An 18046-nucleotide genomic window follows, 5' to 3' on the forward strand; every position below is an offset into this window, starting at 1 on the left:
TGTAGCAAAAATTGGTTAAACAAGGGAACATTTTTCCCGTCACCGCCGCAAGAGGGGAATATGGTCGCAGAACTGATCCCCCTACAAACCACTGGTGGCGCCGTGTTATTCCTCGGTGCCCTCGTGCTCGTCGTGGTCGTCGCTGCACTGCTCAGCGCGATCGAAATCGTCGACGCGTACGAGAAACGTGCCCTCACCGTCTTCGGCGAGTACCGCAAGCTCCTGGAGCCGGGTATCAACTTCGTCCCGCCGTTCGTCTCGAACACCTACCGGTTCGACATGCGAACGCAGACACTGGACGTTCCCCGTCAGGAAGCAATCACCCGTGACAACTCGCCCGTCACCGCCGACGCCGTCGTCTACATCAAGGTGATGGACGCCAAGAAGGCCTTCCTCGAGGTCGATAACTACAAAAAGGCAGTCTCTAACCTCGCTCAGACTACCCTCCGTGCCGTGCTGGGTGACATGGAACTGGACGACACGCTCAACAAGCGCCAGGAGATCAACGCTCGCATCCGCCAGGAACTCGACGAACCCACCGACGAGTGGGGTATCCGTGTCGAGTCCGTCGAGGTCCGCGAGGTCAACCCATCGAAAGATGTCCAGCGCGCGATGGAGCAACAGACCTCCGCAGAGCGCAAACGCCGTGCCATGATTCTCGAGGCACAGGGTGAACGCCGCAGTGCCGTCGAGAAGGCAGAGGGTGAAAAGCAGAGTGAGATCATCCGTGCACAGGGTGAAAAGCAGAGCCAGATCCTCGAAGCACAGGGTGACTCCATCTCGACCGTCCTCCGTGCCCGTTCGGCCGAATCGATGGGCGAACGCGCCGTCATCGACAAAGGCATGGAGACGCTCGCCGAGATCGGCCAGGGCGAGTCCACGACCTTCGTCCTCCCACAGGAGCTCTCGTCACTCGTCGGCCGCTACGGCAAGCACCTCTCCGGCAGCGACGTCCAGGAAGACGGCACCGAACTCGAGAGTCTCGGGTTCGACGAAGAGACGCGCGAACTGATCGGCCTCGACGACATCAGCGAGATCATCGGCGAGATCGACCAGGAAGCCGACATGGACGTCGAAGCGATGGAACAGGAGGCCCAGGCGATCAAGGAAGGAGAAGACCCTGCAGAAATATCCGATCCTGACGAAGTCATCGAGGAGATGGATCAGGAGTTCCAGGGACAGGGCCAAACTGACGGTGGCTCACCTGTCGACGACGCCAACACCGACAGCTCGAACTAGGTCGCACAGTCGACCGCAGTTTCGCGCTTCGTCTCACCTTTTTTGCGGGCGTAACGACATACTAACCAGTCGTTAGCATCCCTGACGGTCACGTCCTGCTGAACGAAACGGAGCGAAACCGGTTTTACGGTCGGCGTTCTTTCGGATGGTAGACAGACATGACATCGTCCGATGGGGTCGACGACGAGAAACGAGCGACCCTGCGCCGATTCGCCGCCGTCGGCGCGTCTACCCCGCTTGCTGGCCTCTCCACGACAGCGTCGGCTGAGTCCGGCGATAGCGACGCTCGCGACGCGATCACGGGCTACCTCTCGACGACGCCGGGCGCACACTTCTCGAAGATCCGGGACGATCTTCAGCTCGGTACCGGCGAAACCCAACACCATCTCCGGCGACTCGAGGATGCGGACACGATCGAGCGATACAGCGACGGCGATTACAAACGGTTCGTACTCGCCGACCGCTTCGACGAGTTCGAAAAGCAAGCGCTCGGCTACCTCCGCCGGGACACGCCGCGAGGCATGCTGGTCGAACTGCTCTCGACTCCCGACGCAACGGCGGGCGACCTCGCCGAGGCGCTCTCGGTGTCCGCGCCGACGGTGAGCAAGTACGCGGGTGAACTCGAGGAGGCGGGGCTGCTCTCCCGGGAGGGCGGCTATACGGTCGAACGGCCGACGACGGTGCTGTTGCTCGTCGTTCGCCACGCGGATTCGTTCGATGAGCGTGCCACGCAGGTCGCACGCAACGCGGACCAGTATCTGAGTTACGAGTCGGAGACCGACGCCGATCCGGACACGGTCTGAGTCCGGCGCTGTGGGTGATCCGTTCTGGACACGGACAGAGTCACTCTGCAGCCGTTCGCTCGTCGAGCACATCGAGTAGTTCCGAGAGGGACTCGAGTTCGTACGTCGCGTCGGCGGGGCGTTCCAGTCCGCGGTTGTGCTCGCGGCGGACGAACGCGGTGTCGAGACCGGCGGCGGTGCCGGCGGTAACGTCTTTTTCGAAATCGCCGACGTAGAGGCCTCGTCGGCCGTCCGTGGTGTCGTCGTGATCCAGATCGAGCGAGGCGAGTGCGTCCTCGATGTAGTACGGATCCGGCTTGCGCCGGTGGTAGCCCGCGAACGTCGGGTCGCGTCCCCGAACGACATCGAAGGCAAAGTCGTAGTGGTTGGCGACGAACTCGGCGGTTTGGTGGCGGTTGTTGGTGACGAGTCCGATCGTCGTGCGCTCGGCGAGGTCGGCGAGCACGTCGGTGTCGTCGTAGCGGCCGCGCTCGCCGGTTCGGAGGCGCTCGTGTGTGCCCTCGGAGGCGTACCGTTCCTTTCGCTTCCAGAAGCGCTCGGGATCGATCTCGAGTTCGGCACAGCGACGCTCGACTGCGTCGGTGCCGTGTCGTCGGAGGTCGCGACGTTGGTCGGGTGTTGGCGAGACGCCGAAATCGGAGAGTGCGGCGTCGGCCGCGTCGGCGTACACCTGCGGTTCGGTGCGGGGACCCTCGAGAATGATCCCGTCCATGTCGAAGAGGATCGGTATCGTCATTCGTTGGTTCGTAGTTGCGCAGAGAGGTGGATAAAGGAGGGGGCAGCGACTGCGGCGTTTGCTCGCTGTCGGTCGAACGAACAGTGTGGCAGACAGCTCAAAACAGGGGTGGAATCGGGTCCAGATCCGTCCGGACGTTCCGTGGTCCGGAGCCAGGATGATGCCGGAACCGAGTCTCAGCAGCTAACCTTCCAGGTGGTACTCGAGGAGTAGCCCCACTTTTCGATTTCGACGTCGTAGTCGCCCTCCTGGAGTGCGCTGATGTTCGAGCCGACCTCTTTCGCCGTCATCCCGAGTTCCTGCCCGATGAGCCGGGACTTGAAGTACGTCTTCGTTGCAGCGTGCTCCCGAAAGTACTGCAGGATCTGACGTTGTTTGCTCGTGAGGTCGGTGGCCATTGCGGTGCTCATACTAGCTGAAACGACGGGGTCACCCTTAGGGGGTTTGGTACGTGCGGTTAATAGGACGCCGTCTTGCGATTTTCAGGGGTAGTAATCGATGAATAATCGGCTGGAAAGGGAAAGTTGGTACGGCCAGTTAATGGGTTCACGGGGGAGACTCTCACGGCGGGATGACTGTTAGACTGGCCGCAGCCGACTTCTCCAGGAGCGTCCGGCAGGTTGCGGCACGTATCTGGCTATGGAGTGTCGTAGTACGAGGTAAGAAACGGACCGAACGCGCAGGCGACAGCCTCACTGAGTGCTCGCGTTCGGTCAGTGAGACCGTCCGTAAGCACGCCAGCAGCGCCCTCCGCCTCCGCGATACCGGTCGTGTCGAGGACGTCGTCCATCACCGGTCCGAGTTCCTCGCCGTTCTCGAGTCGGGCCGCAATTTCGTCCGGCAGGCGGAGCGTCGGGCCGCTGCCGACTTCGACACGAGTGCCGTCAGTGACGGCGGCCCACATGACCAGTGAGAGGCCGTCGACGCCGTCGAACCGTGCGACGCCGCCCTCGAGTCCGACGGCGTAGTCGGCCATCGTTGTATCGTACGCTCGTCGGGCGCGATTTCGTGCCCCCGTAATCGTCTCTTCGACCGACCAGGGCTGTTCGGGAACGCCGGAGTCGACTGCGACGGGGGTGGCTGGTGGATCTAGCGCCGGGCAGTCGCAACTGCAGTCGGTCTCAGAGCCGTGGTCGCAGTCAGAATCAGCGTTACACGCACAGTTGTGGGACTCGAGTACACGTTCGACGGCGTCGACCTTGACCGGGTTCGTGCTGCCAACCGCAATCTCCATGTTCGACGGTGAGCGCGGTTCACACTTGGATTCGCCGGTTCGGGGTCGCGGATTTTATCGTCATTGTTCATACCAGTTCCCACGAATTACGCGTTTTCGCGGGGTGTCGAAGGCGGATTCCGAAATCCTTAACCCGTGTGTCTCGGAACGAAGTAGGTAACGAATCCGTCCGGGCTTTTGCAGTCGTCTGTCCGGGCAGTATTTGCCATCGTATGACCAACGCACCATCAAACACGAGAGTACGACGTAGCGAACAACGAACGGACGAAGAGGAGACGGAAAGCGAACAGAACGACCTCGCCTGTCCCGAGTGTGCGGGTAACCTCGTCGTCGACGACGAACACGGCGAAACGGTCTGTGAGGACTGTGGCCTCGTCGTCGAGGAGGACTCCGTCGACCGCGGCCCCGAGTGGCGCGCGTTCGACGCCGCCGAGAAGAACGAAAAGTCCCGCGTCGGCGCGCCGACGACGAACACGATGCACGACAAGGGGCTGTCGACGAACATCGACTGGCGAAACAAGGACGCCTACGGCAACTCGCTTGGTTCCCGCCAGCGCGAGAAGATGCAGCGCCTGCGCAAGTGGAACGAGCGCTTCCGTACCCGTGACTCGAAGGAGCGCAACCTGAAGCAAGCCCTCGGTGAGATCGACCGCATGGCCTCCGCGCTCGGCCTGCCAACCAACGTTCGTGAGACCGCATCTGTCATCTACCGACGCGCACTCGACGAGGATCTGCTCCCCGGACGCTCGATCGAAGGTGTTTCCACTGCCTGTGTCTACGCTGCTGCCCGCCAGGCCGGCGTTCCCCGCTCGCTCGATGAGATTGCAGACGTCTCCCGTGTCGAGAAGAACGAAATTGCACGCACCTACCGCTACGTCGTCCGCGAACTCGGTCTCGAAGTCCAGCCCGCAGACCCAGAGAGCTACGTGCCACGCTTTGCCTCCGGTCTCGATCTTTCCGACGAAGCCGAACACCGCGCCCGTGCACTCCTCCAGAACGCGAAGGAGAAGGGCGTCCACAGCGGCAAGTCGCCGGTCGGCCTCGCAGCCGCAGCCGTCTACGCCGCAGCCCTGCTGACCAACGAGAAGACGACCCAGGCCGCCGTTTCGGACGTCGCCGACATCTCCGAAGTGACGATCCGAAACCGCTACCACGAACTCCTCGAAGCCGAGGAGACGCTCGGACTGGCCTGAATTCGGCTTCTTTCGTTCTCGGCTTTATCTCGGCAGCGACACACTCTGCACCAACCGACACCGTTTTTCGATCACTTCCCCACCACGCACACGAATGGGTCTCGAGTTCGAGTCGTTCACGCTCGCCGCGTCGACAGCCGATCTCAGCGAGGAATCAGCCGCACGCAGCCACGCCGACGTGGTCGAGTTTCGGATGGACCTGGCCAGCGAGCCAGTCGCCGCACTCGAGTCGTACGACGCTGCGTACGAAGAGACGGTCGACGCACTGCCGGTGCTGGCGACGAACCGCGCTGACTGGGAAGGCGGCGAGGCAGTGGACGATGAGGAGCGTCTGCAGGCGCTTGAGGAGGTAACGAAACTGGATGCGGTGCAGGCGATCGACATCGAACTCGCGTCGCTGCGCGATGGGACAGCCACAACGCTTCGCGAGACGGCTGCAGCGCGCGACGTGACTGTCGTGGCCTCCGCACACGATTTCGAGGAGACACCGAACGTCGCAGCGATGAGCGAAACACTCACCGATGCCTGTCGGTACGGCGATGTGGGCAAACTCGCCGTGACGGCAACGGACCGAAGCGATGCGCTGGCGCTGTTGACCGTTACACACCAACTCGCACGAGAGGGGGAACAACGAGAAGGAGGACACACCATCGCCACGATGGCGATGGGCGCTGCCGGGAGCCACACGCGGGCCGTCGCGCCGGTATACGGTTCGCGAATCGGTTACGCACCGGTCGATCCGGCGAAGGCGACAGCGCCGGGCCAGTACGACCTCGAGACGCTCTCACAGCTGGTAACACAGCTAGAGTCGGCAGCCGACTGAGGTCGCCCCGTCTCACAGCGACCGGGACGGATAGCCGAGGGACTCGAGTGAACAGCAAACAGAATCGGAATGTTAAGGAGTCGCCTCTCATATCATTACACACGATGACATGGCTTCGTGCCCTCGTTGCCGGCGGCATCTCTCTGTTCCTCCCCGGCGCCGGCCACGCACTGATCCGTGACTGGATTCGTGCGCTCGTTTTTGGCGGACTGTTCATTGGGGCAGCGGTGGTCTTTCTCCCGACCGGAGAGATCGCCGCGGCTGATTCGGTCTCCGATAGCATGACGGCGGTCGCCAACGAGACGGATACGATTACGCAGTTCCTCTTTTCCTTTATCGCTCTGTTTGCCGCGATCGACGCGACCTTTCGCGGACTCGGCTTCCCGCCGGGGTCGAACGCCAACGCGGACGGTGAGGGTGGACCGTCCTGTCCGGAGTGTGGCAAGGAACTGGACGAGGACCTGACGTTCTGTCACTGGTGTACGACGCGACTCGAACCAGTTGGGGATGCAGAGGCAGAAGCAGAGGCGGACGTGAACGCGAAGTAGATCACACAGCCCAGCAGTGAGCTGCCCGGTCAGTACAGCAGTTCCCCGAATTCGTTACTTCTCAATAATACTCTCCTCGACCGCTTCTCCGAAGTGACGCGCCGTATCCTCGTAGTACAGTAGGAGTTCGTCGCCCGCCGCGAGATCAGTGACGGCTTTCCGGCCGTCACCGGTTGCGACCTTGATCGTCTCGGCGTTCTGGAGAAGTGTCTCGATGTGGTCGCCGTCGTCGGTTTCAAGGGCGACACGGAACATCGGCCGCTTCTCGATTTTGACCCGGCCGACGATCGCTTCGCGCGTGTTACCGTTCGTATCGACGACCTGCACCTCGTCGCCGCTCTGGAGTTCCGAGAGGTACTTCGTTCCGCCCTCTGGCGTCCGCACGTAGGCGTGAACCGCACCCGCGTTGACCCGGAACGGGCGCGAGGCCACATATGGTGACTCGGCCGTCTCGGCGTGGACGAAGACGAGGCCGCGACTCATCGACCCGACGAGCATTCCCTCATCGTGCTCGAGGAGGCTCCCGGTGTCGACACAGACCCGATCCGCGCTGCCGATCTGCTCGACATCGGTCACCTCGGCGTACTGGAGGTCGAGCGACTCGCGTTCTGCCTCGTCGCGGACCTCGACCGTCCGTCTGATCTCGTCGGGGTTATCGGAGTCGAGAAGAACCGCGTCGGAGCCGAGTTCGAGCGTTTCGAAGGCGGTCTTGGCCTCCTCGGCGCTGGTGACGCCCGCGATGAGATCGGTCTCCTCACCGATGCGAGCGATCAGGTTCTCGAGTGGGATGATCGTCCAGTCCTCGCCGATGACGATGGTGTACTCGCCCTCCTCGGCTGCGGCTTCGGCGAACGCCTCGTACTCGGTGTCGAGGATGCGGACGTACGCACCGCGCTCGATGCCCTCATCGCCGTCGCGACGCAGTGTCGAGAGGTCGGCTGAGCCGGAGAAGTCGTTCGGCAGGTCGATCGTGGCATCGCCCTCGCCGTCCTTGCCGACGATGACGGCGTCCGGCGTCCCGTTGTCAGTTTGGGAGTTTGAGGCAGCGACATCGACGTCGAGGGACTCAGCGTCGTCGACGTTGTCGATCTCCTCGAGTTCGTCGACGTCTGACTCACTGCTGTCCGCTTCGGCGTCGTCGACCAGCGTCACGTCGCCGTCAGTACGGAAGGCGGCAACGTTGATATCGCCGAGTTCGCGTACGCGTTCGACGTCCTTCTCGTCGACCAGTACCCAGTCCGCGCCGGCCTCGAGTGCGGCCGTGATGCGCGCACGGCGGTCGTCCCAGTCACCGACGGTGTCGTCGGCTTTGATCCAGACGGATCGTGTCATGACTCGACGGTCGGAGGGAACCGGCTTGAACGTGGCGGATCTGGCAGGCGATGTCGGTGAGCGACGTCTCGATTCGAGGGGAGACGAGCCATCGGAAGGGGCACTGTCGGCCCCGTCATCCAAAGGCAACAATGTCATGAATAGTATGAATAGTAAGGATAGTATCGATAGTATCGATACCATCGTAGAAGTAACTAATATTCTATCGCGAGACAGTTCAACTATGGGTCAGCGCCAGTTCGAACCCGACGACGCAGACGCGACGACCGATTCAGCCGAGACGGACACCACGGATGCTGCAGACCCATCTAACTCCGTCAGTACGGTCGGTGAGGCCATCGACCGGCTGGACGCCGATGCACTCGGCCCGGTCGCCCACGCAGCGTTCGCCCACGCGGGCGAACTGGCAACACTCGAGTACGGCCGCCCCGCTGCCGTCCTGGGGGCGATCCGTCTCGCGAGTCGGCGCAGTCGGCACGCGACACTCGAGTGCGAGCGACTCGCGGCTGTGTACGACGCGGACTCCGACGCGGTGTCGGGAGCCGACGCAGCCATTGCGAGTACGCTGACCCCACCCGCTGACGCATCGACGATTCGAACCCTCCGCCGGCGACTCATCGTTGTCGAGGAGTTGCTGGCCGCAGCGCGTGCTGCCGGATCGTCGTCGCCCGCCCGCCACCATACCCAGCGGTTTCGCCCGGCGGTTGCCGACGCAGCGCCCTGGCTGCTCGGCCGTGTGGAAGCTGCTGCAACCCACTGTGAAGATGCCACCCCGTTCGGACTCGACGAAGATGGCTTGCAGGCTCACGCCGACCGACTGCGTGGGGATCTCGAGTTCGCCCGACTCGGGACGACGCTCGCAACGGTGGTTGCACGCCGCCGGATGCAGTGTAAGTAGCTGTTCTATTCGAGGTCTGAGAGTTTGTGCGTGAATGCCCGATACGCGTTTGCACCCTGTTCAGTGAGCGAGACGACTCTGCGGCGGCCGACGGATTCGATCGTGACGTAGCCGTCGGCTTCGAGCGGGTCCAACACGTGCGTATCGAGGACGCGAAACGCCCCTTTGTCCTCACCGGCTCGCTCGTCGGGCGACTGGCGGTCAGCCATGAACGAGAGGCCGCGGTCGCGGGCGAACTCGATGAGATCCTTCTTTTTCGGCGGTGCGGTCCGGTCGTCGTGGTAGCCGTCCCACGAGGCCGGATCGCGGAGGAATCCCATGATTGCGACCTGATCTGCCGTCGGGGAATCGATCGGGTACGTCGGCAGTCCGTCGACTTCGTCAATCCCGGTCGAGGAGGGCTCGCTCGTCCCGTCGTGGGCGTAAGACTCCGGTTCGACGTAGAACGCCCGTGCGTCGGTCGAGACGTCCATACAGGCCATCGTTGCCCCGATCGCGGCGATGGTCCCGCCGCCGGAGACGTTGACCGAGACGTCGTCGTCGGCGTGCTTCGAGGCGATCGTCGTCACGGCACCGAGGACGGCGTAGACATCCGTGAGGTCGCAGGACCACCTCTGGACGTCCGGCACGATTGACTCGAGTTCCTCGCGCAACTCGTCGTGATACGCGGCTGGTGGGCCGTTGCCGTCGGCGGCGCTCGCGGTGTCGGACGAATCGCTGGCGCCGGGGTTGGCGTGGGTTCCGGACGGCGTCGAGTCCGGGCCCGGAACCGGTGATCCACTCGTCTTGGCGTCCGTTTCGGAGTCTCCACCGTCGTGTTCGAGGAGATAGACGAGGTCGGCGCGCTGGCGCCGAATCGGTTCGATGATCCGGTCGTACTCGTAGCCCAGCGGCACGATGTGTACTCGTTTGACGACGTCCATACCCGGACAACGATCGCCCCCGAAATAACACCTGTCGAATCAGTGGACACTCACGAGTCTCGACGCCGTCCACCAACCGTGCGACGAAACGTTCAGAACCATCGCGTTCGTACGACGACCCAATGGCTGCCTACGACGCGATCTATTTCGATCTCGACAGCACTCTCTGCGAACCCATCCAGGATCCGGACACCCTCCTCGCCGGGACGTTCGACGACGCCGGTATCGAGCCGTTCTGCACGCCGTCCGACCTGCGAGCCACGATTCCCGACCTCCCGACGGTCGAGACCGCCCGCGAGTTCTACGAAGTACTCTTCTCGACCGTCGCTACACAGGCCGACCCACACGTCCAGGACCAGCTCGGCTCCGACGGCGCAGCGGAACTCGCCGCGGCCTACCTCGAGCGCGAGGACCCGACCGCCGTCGAGTTTCGTCCCGGCGCGAAGGCTGCACTCGAGTCCGCCCGCGAGCAGGGACCGGTTGGTCTGATCACGAACGGCGGCCGCGAGACCCAGACACAGAAGCTCCGTGCGCTCGACATCGAGGACGCGTTCGACGTTCGCGTCTTCACGGATCCACAAGCGGGTATCTTCCCGAAACCCGACACCGCACCGTTCGAGTACGCACTGCAGGCACTCGAGGCGACGCCGGAGACGGCGGTCCACATCGGGGACTCGTTGCACGCGGACGTGGGCGGCGCGAACGCGATGGGACTCGACTCGGCCTGGATCGAACTCGAGAATCAGGTCCAACACGGCGATCCGACGGTGCACCAGCCGACGTACGAGCTCGGGACGCTGGAGTCGTTCGAGACGATTCTCTAGGCAGGGCGTTTCGGCGGGTCGCGTAGTCTGCGGACGGGCCTACTCGAGAAGATCCGTGTGGACGACTGCCCGGTACTGGCTGTCGGTTGCGTCCCGCAGGCGGGTCAGCAGGGCAGCTGCGTCGGGAAACGATGCGGGGAGCTCGAACGGGTCGTCTGGCTGCTCGTCGCGTTGCTTGCACAGTTTGGTGAACGCGAGTAGCTGCTCGTCGGTGCCGGGGCGGGCGTAGACGGTGGTGATGTCGGTACCACCCGTCTCACCACCGGTTTCGGAATCATCCGACTGATCTGACATGTCTGACTGATCGCTCTCGGTCGTGTCGTTGCCGACCTGCTCGCGCCAGTGGTCGATGACTGGCTCGACCGCGAGTCGCGTCTGGCGCTTCTGTTCGGCCAGGTCCGCGGCGTCGATGCCGGCGTCGCCGAGCACGTCGTCGAAGACATCCTGCAGTTCCTCGGTTTCTTCCTCGACGTACGGCGCGTCCGCTTCGGCCTCGATCAGTTGTGCGACGGCGTCTACCTCCTCGCGCCGGACGGCAACGGGATAGACGAAGTCGTGTGTCTCCTTCGGGAGCGTGTACGATTTCCCCTCGACGCCCTGCTCGCCTGGACCGGACGAGCCGAGCATTAGATCGAATAGTCCCATGTCTAGAACAGGTCCACAGCGCCGAATAAGTGTTCCGCGCTCCGGTTTCGGCTTACGGGATGTAGGCGGCGGACAACGGATAGCGGACACCAGGCAACAACCAGTCAGACGAACACACTACCACTCCTCACCCAGCGCCGCCTTCACCCCACCGTAGCCGCTCGCAGACGACCACGTCCGACCGCTCTCGACGTGCTCGACCTCGTACTCGCTGCCACAGACGCCACAGCGGTAGCCGTCCGGCGCACGAACCGGTTTCGACGCCTGATGCCGTTTGGCCGACCATTCGCAGTCACTTCCGAGACAGCGCAGCACGTACCGCGGCTCCGAAAACGACCGACAGTGTCGCGGCGCATCCAGGTCAGCCGCGCGCTCGCGAAATCGCGGCCCGTGTCCCGACTCACCGAACTGCTGGTACTCCCAGGCGTGGACGAGTTCGTGCCTGACGACCGCGGCGAACTCCGGCCACTCGTAGCGCTCGTACGCCCGCCGCGCCAACACGATCGTCGCCTCCTCGCGATTCGCCCGCCAGCGACACAGCCCCGCCCGACGCTTTGCCCGCGCAGAGACGTCCCACTCGAGTGCGGACAGGTCAATATTCAGTTCGGTGTCGGCAACGACTTCGCGGGCGTGGATCCGCGCGCGGGCGATGATCTCGTCGTCGATCGTGAGCTGTTCGCCGTCGGTCACGTCTAGGGGCTGGGAACGCAGACGGAGATTGAAATTCTTCCGGTTCAGAAGACGACGTTGCAGCGATTTTGGCGTCTCCGGCGAACGTGATCAGTTGCAGATTCTGGCCGCGGTCGGTGCGCCTTTGCCCGTTCGCTGCAACCGCCACAGCATGAACGACCTCGCAGTTCCGGAACCGCGGGAGCCGGATCCGGAGGAGTCAATCAGTCCCGCAGCACTGGTGCTCCCTGCCGTCGCGGAGCCGCCGCTGACCGAGCGCCGGCCCTGGCTCGAGCGCGCCGATATCGTCGACGCTTTCTCGATTAGCGGTGCGAAAACGCCGGTCTACCTGACGGCCGACGGCGTCGCGATCACGACGACCGGCATCGGCAAGAGCGACGCGGCGACAACGGTGACGGCGTTGATCGCCTCCCCCGGACTCGACCTCTCGTCAACCTACGTCGTCTCGGCGGGCATCGCAGGCGGACCGCCCGAACGGATCGCGCTCGGCTCTGTCGCCATCGCTGACGCAGTGGTCGACTGGGATCGAAAGCACCGCTGGGATCGGACAACGGACGGGAGTCACGAGGTGCAGGCGGATCACGAGACACAAGCGGATCACGCGCCTCATCCCGAACCCACCGAGGGGAGCAACAACCCTGGCACCGGGCTCGACCTCCTCACCTACCGACCGCACGACTACGTCCACCATCTCGAGGACGCGCTCGTCGATGCCGCCTGCGAGGCTGCCGACGACGCATCGCTCCGAACGGATGCCGACGCGGAGGCGTACCAGGACAGCTACCCGGACGCACCGGAGGAGGGGCCCGCCGTCGAACGCGGCCCGACCGTCTGCGGCGACGAGTTCTGGCACGGCCCGCGCTACGCCCGTGAGGTCGAGTGGCTCTGTGATGCCTACGGCGTCTCGCCGTATCTGACGACCCAGATGGAAGATGCCGCGACGGCGACGGCACTCGAGCGCTTCGACCTCGGCGATCGGTATCTAAGCGTGCGCGCCGTTGCCAACTACGACCGCGCAGCGCCCGGCCAGTCCGTCGAGGAGAGTTTCGACGGGAACGAGGCCAGTCTGGCGCTGGCGCTCGACAACGCGGCCCGTGTGGGCGGTGCAATCGTCAATGACCTCGTCGAGAGCGATCCACTCGGGACTAGGCCAGAAAACGGTGGTTGAGTGGCGAGTGTGACGAGCACGACGGGCGTGACGAACACAACGGGCGTGACGAGAACGGTGAGGACGATAGGAGCGACGAGAGCGCCAAAAGTCAGAGAAGAACAGTAACCAACCGTAGCAAGCGGGCAAACGATCCGAGTCAGTGCTCAGTTCCCAGTGCTCAGTGTTCGACTTCGATCGCGAGACCGGCCGCTGCGAGCGCGTCCTCCGTCGACAGGTCGTCGTGAACGACGCCAGAGACGGCGCGCGTGATGGCTTCGGGGTTCTCGTGCTGGAAGATCGACCGGCCCATCGAGACGCCAGATCCGCCGGCGTCCATGACGCCACGGACCATCTCCACCGTCTCTCTGTCGGTGCCTTTCGAGCCGCCGGCGATGACGACCGGCAGGCGAGTCGACTCGACGACGTGCTGGAAACTCTCTGCGTCGCCGCTGTAGCCCGTCTTGACGATATCAGCGCCGACCTCTTCGGCGAGGCGGACCGCATGGCCGAGCGCCTCTGGATCCTCAGAGTCGACACCCGGGCCGCGGGCGTAGGCCATCGCGAGTACCGGAATCCCGAACTGCTCGGCTTTTCGCGTCACGTCTGCAAGCTGGCTGGTCTGTTCCGGTTCGTACTCAGAGCCAACGTTGATATGGAAGGAGACGGCGTCCGCACCGGCACGAATCGCTTCTTCGACGGTCCCGGTCAGTCGTTTATCCTGTTCGTCCGGTCCGATCGTCGTCGAGCCGTTGAGGTGGACGATGTAGCCCTTCCCGTTCGTGTTATCGTGGACACGCGGGGCGATTCCCTTCTGCGTGAGGACGGCGTCCGCGCCGCCGCGAGTGACGCCGTCGATGGTCGATTCGATATCCTTCAGTCCCTGAACGGCACCCATCGTGAGCCCGTGGTCCATCGGGATAATTACGTACGAGTCGTCTGTTCCGATCCGATTCAGTCGTGCTGTGAGTCCTGCTGTAGTCATTGCGAGTGTATAGCAAACTTGCGGTTATGGCTGTTCTGGTTCCGGTGCTTCTTCCCGCCCCTGCTCGTGTCCGTTCCGCTGCTCGCCGCCGCGACGCGCGCCCCGTTTGAGTTCGCGCGCCTTGGACTCGAGTGCATCTGCCGCGGGCGCGTCGCCCGTGCCGTGCTCGGCGATCAGGTCGACGAGCGCGCTGCCGACGATGACGCCGTCCGCGCCGGCCTCGATGATTTCGGCGGCGTGATCACCCTCGCTGACGCCGAAGCCGACAGCCTTGGGGACGTCGTACGCCGAGAGTCGCGTCAGGCTGTCGTGGGTCGCGTTCGAGACGTCCGCCCGCGCGCCGGTCGTTCCGAGTCGGGCCTGGACGTAGGCGAAGCCCGAGACCTGGGACATGATCCGGTCCAAGCGCTCGCCGGCCGTCGTCGGCGCGACGATGAAGACGAGGTCGAGGCCGTGCTCGTCGCAGGCGTCACGGAGCGGGTCCGCCTCCTCCGCGGGGAGGTCGGGGACGATGATTCCCGAGAGGCCCGCGTCGGCTGCTCGCTCCACGAACGGACGGACATCGGGTTCAGAGCCGTACTGGAGGATCATGTTGTAGTACGTCATCACCAGCAACGGCGCGTCCGTCTCGAGTTCGTCCACGAGTTCGAAGAACCGCGCGGGCGTCGTCCCGGCGTCGAGCGCGCGGTTGATCGCGGCCTGGATGGTCGGCCCCTCGGCGATCGGTTCGGAGAATGGCAGTCCGAGTTCGATCAGGTCCGACCCGCCGCAGTCGAGCGCCTCGACGTATTCCTTGGTGTCCTCGAGCGACGGGTCTCCCGCCGTGATGTACGTAATGAGCGCGGGGTGGTCCTCGCGGATGGCGGCCTCGATGTCGCTCTCTATCGCCGCTGTCTGTTCACCGCTCATGTATCGAACACCTCCACGTCCGGCGCAGCATCGAGGTCGCGGTTCTCGGTCTCCTCGAGTACCGTCTCCAGATCCTTGTCGCCGCGCCCGGAGACGTTGACGACCACGAGGTCGCCGAGTTCCTCGTGTGCCTCCTCGAGGAATCCGAGTGCGTGACTCGACTCGAGTGCCGGGATGATTCCCTCCAGATTCGAGAGTCGGTGGAAGGCGTTGAGCGCGGCGTCGTCGTCGACACTCGCCGGTGTCACGCGGCCGGTGTCGACGAGGTGTGAGAGTTCCGGGCCGACGCCGGCGTAGTCCAGCCCCGCGCTCACGCTGTGGGATTCGACGATCTGGCCGTCGGTGGTCTGGAGGAGCTTCGTCATCGCGCCGTGGAGCACGCCGTCGGTGCCGGTCGAGAGCGTTGCGGAGTTGGGCGCGAGTCCCTCGTCCTGATCGATCTCGAGACTCGAGCCGCCGGCCTCGACCGCATAGAGGTCGACACTCGAGTCCGGTACGAACTCGTGAAACGTCCCCATCGTGTTCGAGCCGCCGCCGGCGCAGGCGACGACGCTGTCGGGGAGTCGGCCGGCCTGCTCCTGTATCTGGTCGCGAGCCTCGGCGCTGATGACGGACTGGAAGTCCCGCACCAGCCGCGGGAACGGGTGTGGGCCGACGATGGAGCCGATGACGTAGTGGGTTCGCTCGACGGTGGTCGCCCAGTCGCGCATCGTCTCGTTGATCGCCTCCTTCAGGGTGCCACTGCCGGCGTCGACGGGGTTGACCTCGGCACCGTTCATCCGCATCCGGTAGACGTTCGGCCGCTGGCGGTTCACGTCGGTCCGGCCCATGTAGATTTCGCAGGGCATGTCGAGGTGGGTCGCCGCCATCGCGGTGGCCGTCCCGTGCTGGCCCGCGCCGGTCTCGGCGATGATCCGCTCTTTGCCCATGTATTTCGCGAGCAGCACCTGGCCGAGCGCGTTGTTCAGCTTGTGGGCGCCGCCGTGGACCAGATCCTCGCGTTTGAGGTAGATCTCGCGGTCGTAGCGCTTGCTGAGCCGATCCGCGCGCTGCAGCGGCGTCGGTCGGCCGCCGAAGTCGCGCATGCGCTCGCGAAACTCGTCCATGAACCCGTCCTCGTTGTCGAGGACGTATCGCTGGTAGGCGTCCTCGAGTTCCTGCAGGGCGGGCATCAGTGCCTCTGGAACGTATTGGCCGCCGTAGTCGCCGAACGTGCGCTCGCGGTTCGGTTCGTCCTCGGCAGGTGGATTTGATTCGGTTTCGCTCATGTCTGTGTGCGTGTCTCCGTCGTTGCTGTCGGTTCCATTGCCTCTACCAGTCGTCGCGTGTTGGCGGTCACGTCACCGTCACCGTCGCCACCGTGGTCCATGATGGCGCTACCAACCAGTAACGCGTCCGCGCCCGCGTCGCGCATCCGACGGACATCCGCCGGCTCAGAGATCCCGCTCTCGGCGATCAGCGTCACGTCGTCCGGGTCCTGTCTCGCGGTTCCACCGCTCGACTCGTCGAGGCGACAGAGTCGCCTCACGTGCGGTGCAACAGATTCGAACGTCCCGAGGTCAACCTCGAGCTTCCCGAGATCACGGTTGTTCACTCCGATGAGTGTCGCACCGGCGTCGAGTGCGGTCTCAAGTTCGTCGCGGTCGTGAACCTCGACGAGGGGCTGGAAGCCGCGCTCGCGAGCGGCCGCGACGAGATCAGCGAGATTGTCGACGAATCGGGCGATCAAGAGGACCAGGTCGGATTCGACCACGTCCAGACTTGCCTCCTCGAGGATGAAGTCCTTCCGGAGGACGGGGACGTCGACGGCCTCGCGAACCTGCCGCAGGGCGTCCGGCGAGCCGCCGAAGTGGGTTGGTTCAGTCAATACTGAGATTGCCGTCGCACCGCCTGCAACCATCGCTTCGGCCAGTTCGGCGGGGTCGTCCTCGCGCGTGCCGTCCGTCGTCGGACTCGTCGGTTTCACCTCGGCGATAACCGGTACCCGGCCGTCTCGTTCAGTCTGCGCGACCGCGTCGGGAAACGACCGCGCATCGACATCAAGCGGTGCCCGCTCCCGGTCCTGTTCCGCAGCAGTGCGCTCGGCGGCGGCTGCGAGAATGGATTGCACCGGTGGTGCGAGCTCCGTACCAGAAGTCATTGTTGTACATCAACGTACTCATCTGTACAAAAGTGTTGCGCCATCCGCCGCCACTCACAGCGACGACCGGCGACTATTCAAGGCCGTGTTTCCTACAGACCGCGTATGGAGGACGTTACGGACGCTGGAATCTACGCGCGGGAGTCGACGTATCTCGACCGGTACGTACAGCTCGGTGCGGCCAGCGGGCGCGTGTTGACCGTTTCCTTTCCGGACGTACCCGAGGGCGACGCCGAAGACGACCACCCCGTACTCGATCAGCTCTTCGAGTACCTGGATGGCCTCGAACCGGTAACCTTCGACGACGTACAGGTCGCGCTGACGATTCCGACCGACCAGCGCGCCGTACTCGAGCAAGTACAGTCGATCCCCTACGGCGATCAGGTCGACGTCGCCACGCTCACGCAGATGACACCCGACCTCGACCCCGACGATCAAGACGACGTCATCCTGGTTCGGACCGCGCTCGACGAGAACCCGGCCCCAATTCTGATCCCCGACCACCGCGTCCGTGACGGCCCGAGTGCTGCGCCGCCGGCTGTCGAGCAGAAACTCCGCTCGCTCGAAGAGCTGTAGTGGGAGCGTCAGTCGACTCTTACTCTGCGGTCCACGTTACGTACAGATAGAGGCCGATCCCGACGAAGACCAGCAGCGACGACACCTGATCGAGTGTCGGCGACTGTGTGAACAGCGCTCCAAACTGTGCGATCCCGCCGACGATCAGAAAGACGGCACCGCCTAACGCTGCCGAGAGTTCCCCATCCGCCAGATCGAACAACACGACGCCGACACCGATCGCAATCGTTCCAAAGACGAACTCGGCGGCAAGCGACGCGATCACGTCTCCGGTCATCGCACTGTAGACGACCAGCGCGAAGTAGAGGATCACACCGAGAAAGATTGCACGATACGCTGCATCCGGGATATCGTTGCTCCGACTCATATCCGAACTGACTCGTGTGGCCGCTTTATCGTTC

The 18046-nt window shown here is 63.9% G+C and carries 21 protein-coding genes; 9 read left to right on the forward strand and 12 right to left on the reverse strand.

Annotated features, from left to right (window positions below; genetic code table 11):
* The first annotated feature begins 60 nt into the window (after positions 1 to 60).
* Together BBD46_RS08570 and BBD46_RS08575 are read left to right on the forward strand one after the other, a co-directional pair.
* Entirely contained in the window at positions 61 to 1239 is a 1179-nt protein-coding gene (locus tag BBD46_RS08570; RefSeq protein WP_071401306.1) for an SPFH domain-containing protein, read from the forward strand.
* A 158-nt stretch (positions 1240 to 1397) separates the two neighbouring features.
* Positions 1398 to 2042 carry a winged helix-turn-helix transcriptional regulator gene (locus BBD46_RS08575; protein WP_006653899.1) on the forward strand — a complete coding sequence of 215 codons (645 nt, stop codon included), beginning with the start codon at positions 1398 to 1400 and terminating at the stop codon, positions 2040 to 2042.
* Positions 2043 to 2082: 40 nt separating this feature from the next.
* On the opposite strand, the gene BBD46_RS08580 is transcribed toward BBD46_RS08575, so the two are convergent.
* The 3 genes from BBD46_RS08580 to BBD46_RS08590 form a co-directional block, all read right to left on the reverse strand.
* Positions 2083 to 2778 (reverse strand): HAD family hydrolase, encoded by a 696-nt coding sequence (locus tag BBD46_RS08580; protein ID WP_071401307.1) that lies wholly within the window; start codon positions 2776 to 2778, stop codon positions 2083 to 2085.
* A 176-nt stretch (positions 2779 to 2954) separates the two neighbouring features.
* Complete coding sequence (locus BBD46_RS08585) at positions 2955 to 3188, reverse strand: DUF7123 family protein (protein WP_253184527.1); 234 nt, start codon at positions 3186 to 3188, stop codon at positions 2955 to 2957.
* Between the two features lie 227 nt (positions 3189 to 3415).
* Entirely contained in the window at positions 3416 to 4012 is a 597-nt protein-coding gene (locus BBD46_RS08590; RefSeq protein WP_071401309.1) for a DUF84 family protein, read from the reverse strand.
* Between the two features lie 212 nt (positions 4013 to 4224).
* On the opposite strand from BBD46_RS08590, the gene BBD46_RS08595 reads away from it, so the two are divergent.
* From BBD46_RS08595 to BBD46_RS08605, 3 genes are all read left to right on the forward strand, one after another.
* Complete coding sequence (locus BBD46_RS08595) at positions 4225 to 5205, forward strand: transcription initiation factor IIB (RefSeq protein ID WP_071401310.1); 981 nt, start codon at positions 4225 to 4227, stop codon at positions 5203 to 5205.
* Positions 5206 to 5299: 94 nt separating this feature from the next.
* Complete coding sequence (locus tag BBD46_RS08600; protein ID WP_071401311.1) at positions 5300 to 6028, forward strand: type I 3-dehydroquinate dehydratase; 729 nt, start codon at positions 5300 to 5302, stop codon at positions 6026 to 6028.
* Positions 6029 to 6132: 104 nt separating this feature from the next.
* The gene (locus tag BBD46_RS08605; RefSeq protein ID WP_071401312.1) at positions 6133 to 6576 is read left to right on the forward strand and encodes a zinc ribbon domain-containing protein; all 444 of its coding nucleotides are present in this window, start codon (positions 6133 to 6135) and stop codon (positions 6574 to 6576) included.
* 54 nt (positions 6577 to 6630) lie between these two features.
* Here the strand turns inward: BBD46_RS08605 and BBD46_RS08610 are convergent, their stop codons facing one another.
* On the reverse strand, positions 6631 to 7908 hold the full coding sequence (locus BBD46_RS08610) for a 3-dehydroquinate synthase II (protein ID WP_071401313.1): 1278 nt from the start codon (positions 7906 to 7908) through the stop codon (positions 6631 to 6633).
* Positions 7909 to 8131: 223 nt separating this feature from the next.
* Here BBD46_RS08610 and BBD46_RS08615 point away from each other — a divergent pair, with 223 nt between their 5' ends.
* Positions 8132 to 8806 carry a hypothetical protein gene (locus BBD46_RS08615; RefSeq protein WP_071401314.1) on the forward strand — a complete coding sequence of 225 codons (675 nt, stop codon included), beginning with the start codon at positions 8132 to 8134 and terminating at the stop codon, positions 8804 to 8806.
* Between the two features lie 5 nt (positions 8807 to 8811).
* Here BBD46_RS08615 and BBD46_RS08620 read toward each other — a convergent pair whose 3' ends face one another.
* Entirely contained in the window at positions 8812 to 9729 is a 918-nt protein-coding gene (locus BBD46_RS08620; protein WP_071401315.1) for a DUF6293 family protein, read from the reverse strand.
* Between the two features lie 122 nt (positions 9730 to 9851).
* Here BBD46_RS08620 and BBD46_RS08625 point away from each other — a divergent pair, with 122 nt between their 5' ends.
* Positions 9852 to 10553 carry an HAD family hydrolase gene (locus BBD46_RS08625; protein WP_071401316.1) on the forward strand — a complete coding sequence of 234 codons (702 nt, stop codon included), beginning with the start codon at positions 9852 to 9854 and terminating at the stop codon, positions 10551 to 10553.
* Between the two features lie 39 nt (positions 10554 to 10592).
* Here BBD46_RS08625 and BBD46_RS08630 read toward each other — a convergent pair whose 3' ends face one another.
* On the reverse strand, positions 10593 to 11198 hold the full coding sequence (locus tag BBD46_RS08630; RefSeq protein ID WP_071401317.1) for a hypothetical protein: 606 nt from the start codon (positions 11196 to 11198) through the stop codon (positions 10593 to 10595).
* Positions 11199 to 11315: 117 nt separating this feature from the next.
* Complete coding sequence (locus BBD46_RS08635) at positions 11316 to 11888, reverse strand: SprT-like domain-containing protein (protein ID WP_071401318.1); 573 nt, start codon at positions 11886 to 11888, stop codon at positions 11316 to 11318.
* Between the two features lie 151 nt (positions 11889 to 12039).
* On the opposite strand from BBD46_RS08635, the gene BBD46_RS08640 reads away from it, so the two are divergent.
* Positions 12040 to 13056 (forward strand): phosphorylase, encoded by a 1017-nt coding sequence (locus tag BBD46_RS08640; protein ID WP_071401319.1) that lies wholly within the window; start codon positions 12040 to 12042, stop codon positions 13054 to 13056.
* Positions 13057 to 13216: 160 nt separating this feature from the next.
* On the opposite strand, the gene BBD46_RS08645 is transcribed toward BBD46_RS08640, so the two are convergent.
* From BBD46_RS08645 to trpC, 4 genes are read right to left on the reverse strand one after another with little or no spacing between them, the layout of a single operon-like run.
* Entirely contained in the window at positions 13217 to 14020 is an 804-nt protein-coding gene (locus tag BBD46_RS08645) for a 2-amino-3,7-dideoxy-D-threo-hept-6-ulosonate synthase (protein ID WP_071401320.1), read from the reverse strand.
* A 24-nt stretch (positions 14021 to 14044) separates the two neighbouring features.
* Positions 14045 to 14929, reverse strand: a complete 885-nt coding sequence (trpA, locus tag BBD46_RS08650) for a tryptophan synthase subunit alpha (RefSeq protein ID WP_071401321.1) — start codon at positions 14927 to 14929, stop codon at positions 14045 to 14047.
* Positions 14926 to 16197: a tryptophan synthase subunit beta gene (trpB, locus tag BBD46_RS08655; protein WP_071401322.1), complete on the reverse strand. Its 1272-nt coding sequence runs from the start codon at positions 16195 to 16197 to the stop codon at positions 14926 to 14928. The genes trpA and trpB overlap by 4 nt, the downstream gene beginning before the upstream one ends.
* Positions 16194 to 17069 (reverse strand): indole-3-glycerol phosphate synthase, encoded by an 876-nt coding sequence (gene trpC / locus BBD46_RS08660; protein ID WP_071401323.1) that lies wholly within the window; start codon positions 17067 to 17069, stop codon positions 16194 to 16196. The genes trpB and trpC overlap by 4 nt, the downstream gene beginning before the upstream one ends.
* A gap of 105 nt (positions 17070 to 17174) precedes the next feature.
* On the opposite strand from trpC, the gene BBD46_RS08665 reads away from it, so the two are divergent.
* Positions 17175 to 17645, forward strand: coding sequence for an MGMT family protein (locus BBD46_RS08665; RefSeq protein WP_071401324.1), 471 nt, complete (start codon positions 17175 to 17177; stop codon positions 17643 to 17645).
* A 19-nt stretch (positions 17646 to 17664) separates the two neighbouring features.
* On the opposite strand, the gene BBD46_RS08670 is transcribed toward BBD46_RS08665, so the two are convergent.
* Positions 17665 to 18012: a hypothetical protein gene (locus tag BBD46_RS08670; protein WP_071401325.1), complete on the reverse strand. Its 348-nt coding sequence runs from the start codon at positions 18010 to 18012 to the stop codon at positions 17665 to 17667.
* Between the last annotated feature and the right edge of the window lie 34 nt (positions 18013 to 18046).

Source organism: Natrialba sp. SSL1, from assembly GCF_001861355.1.
Classification (GTDB): Archaea; Halobacteriota; Halobacteria; order Halobacteriales; family Natrialbaceae; genus Natrialba.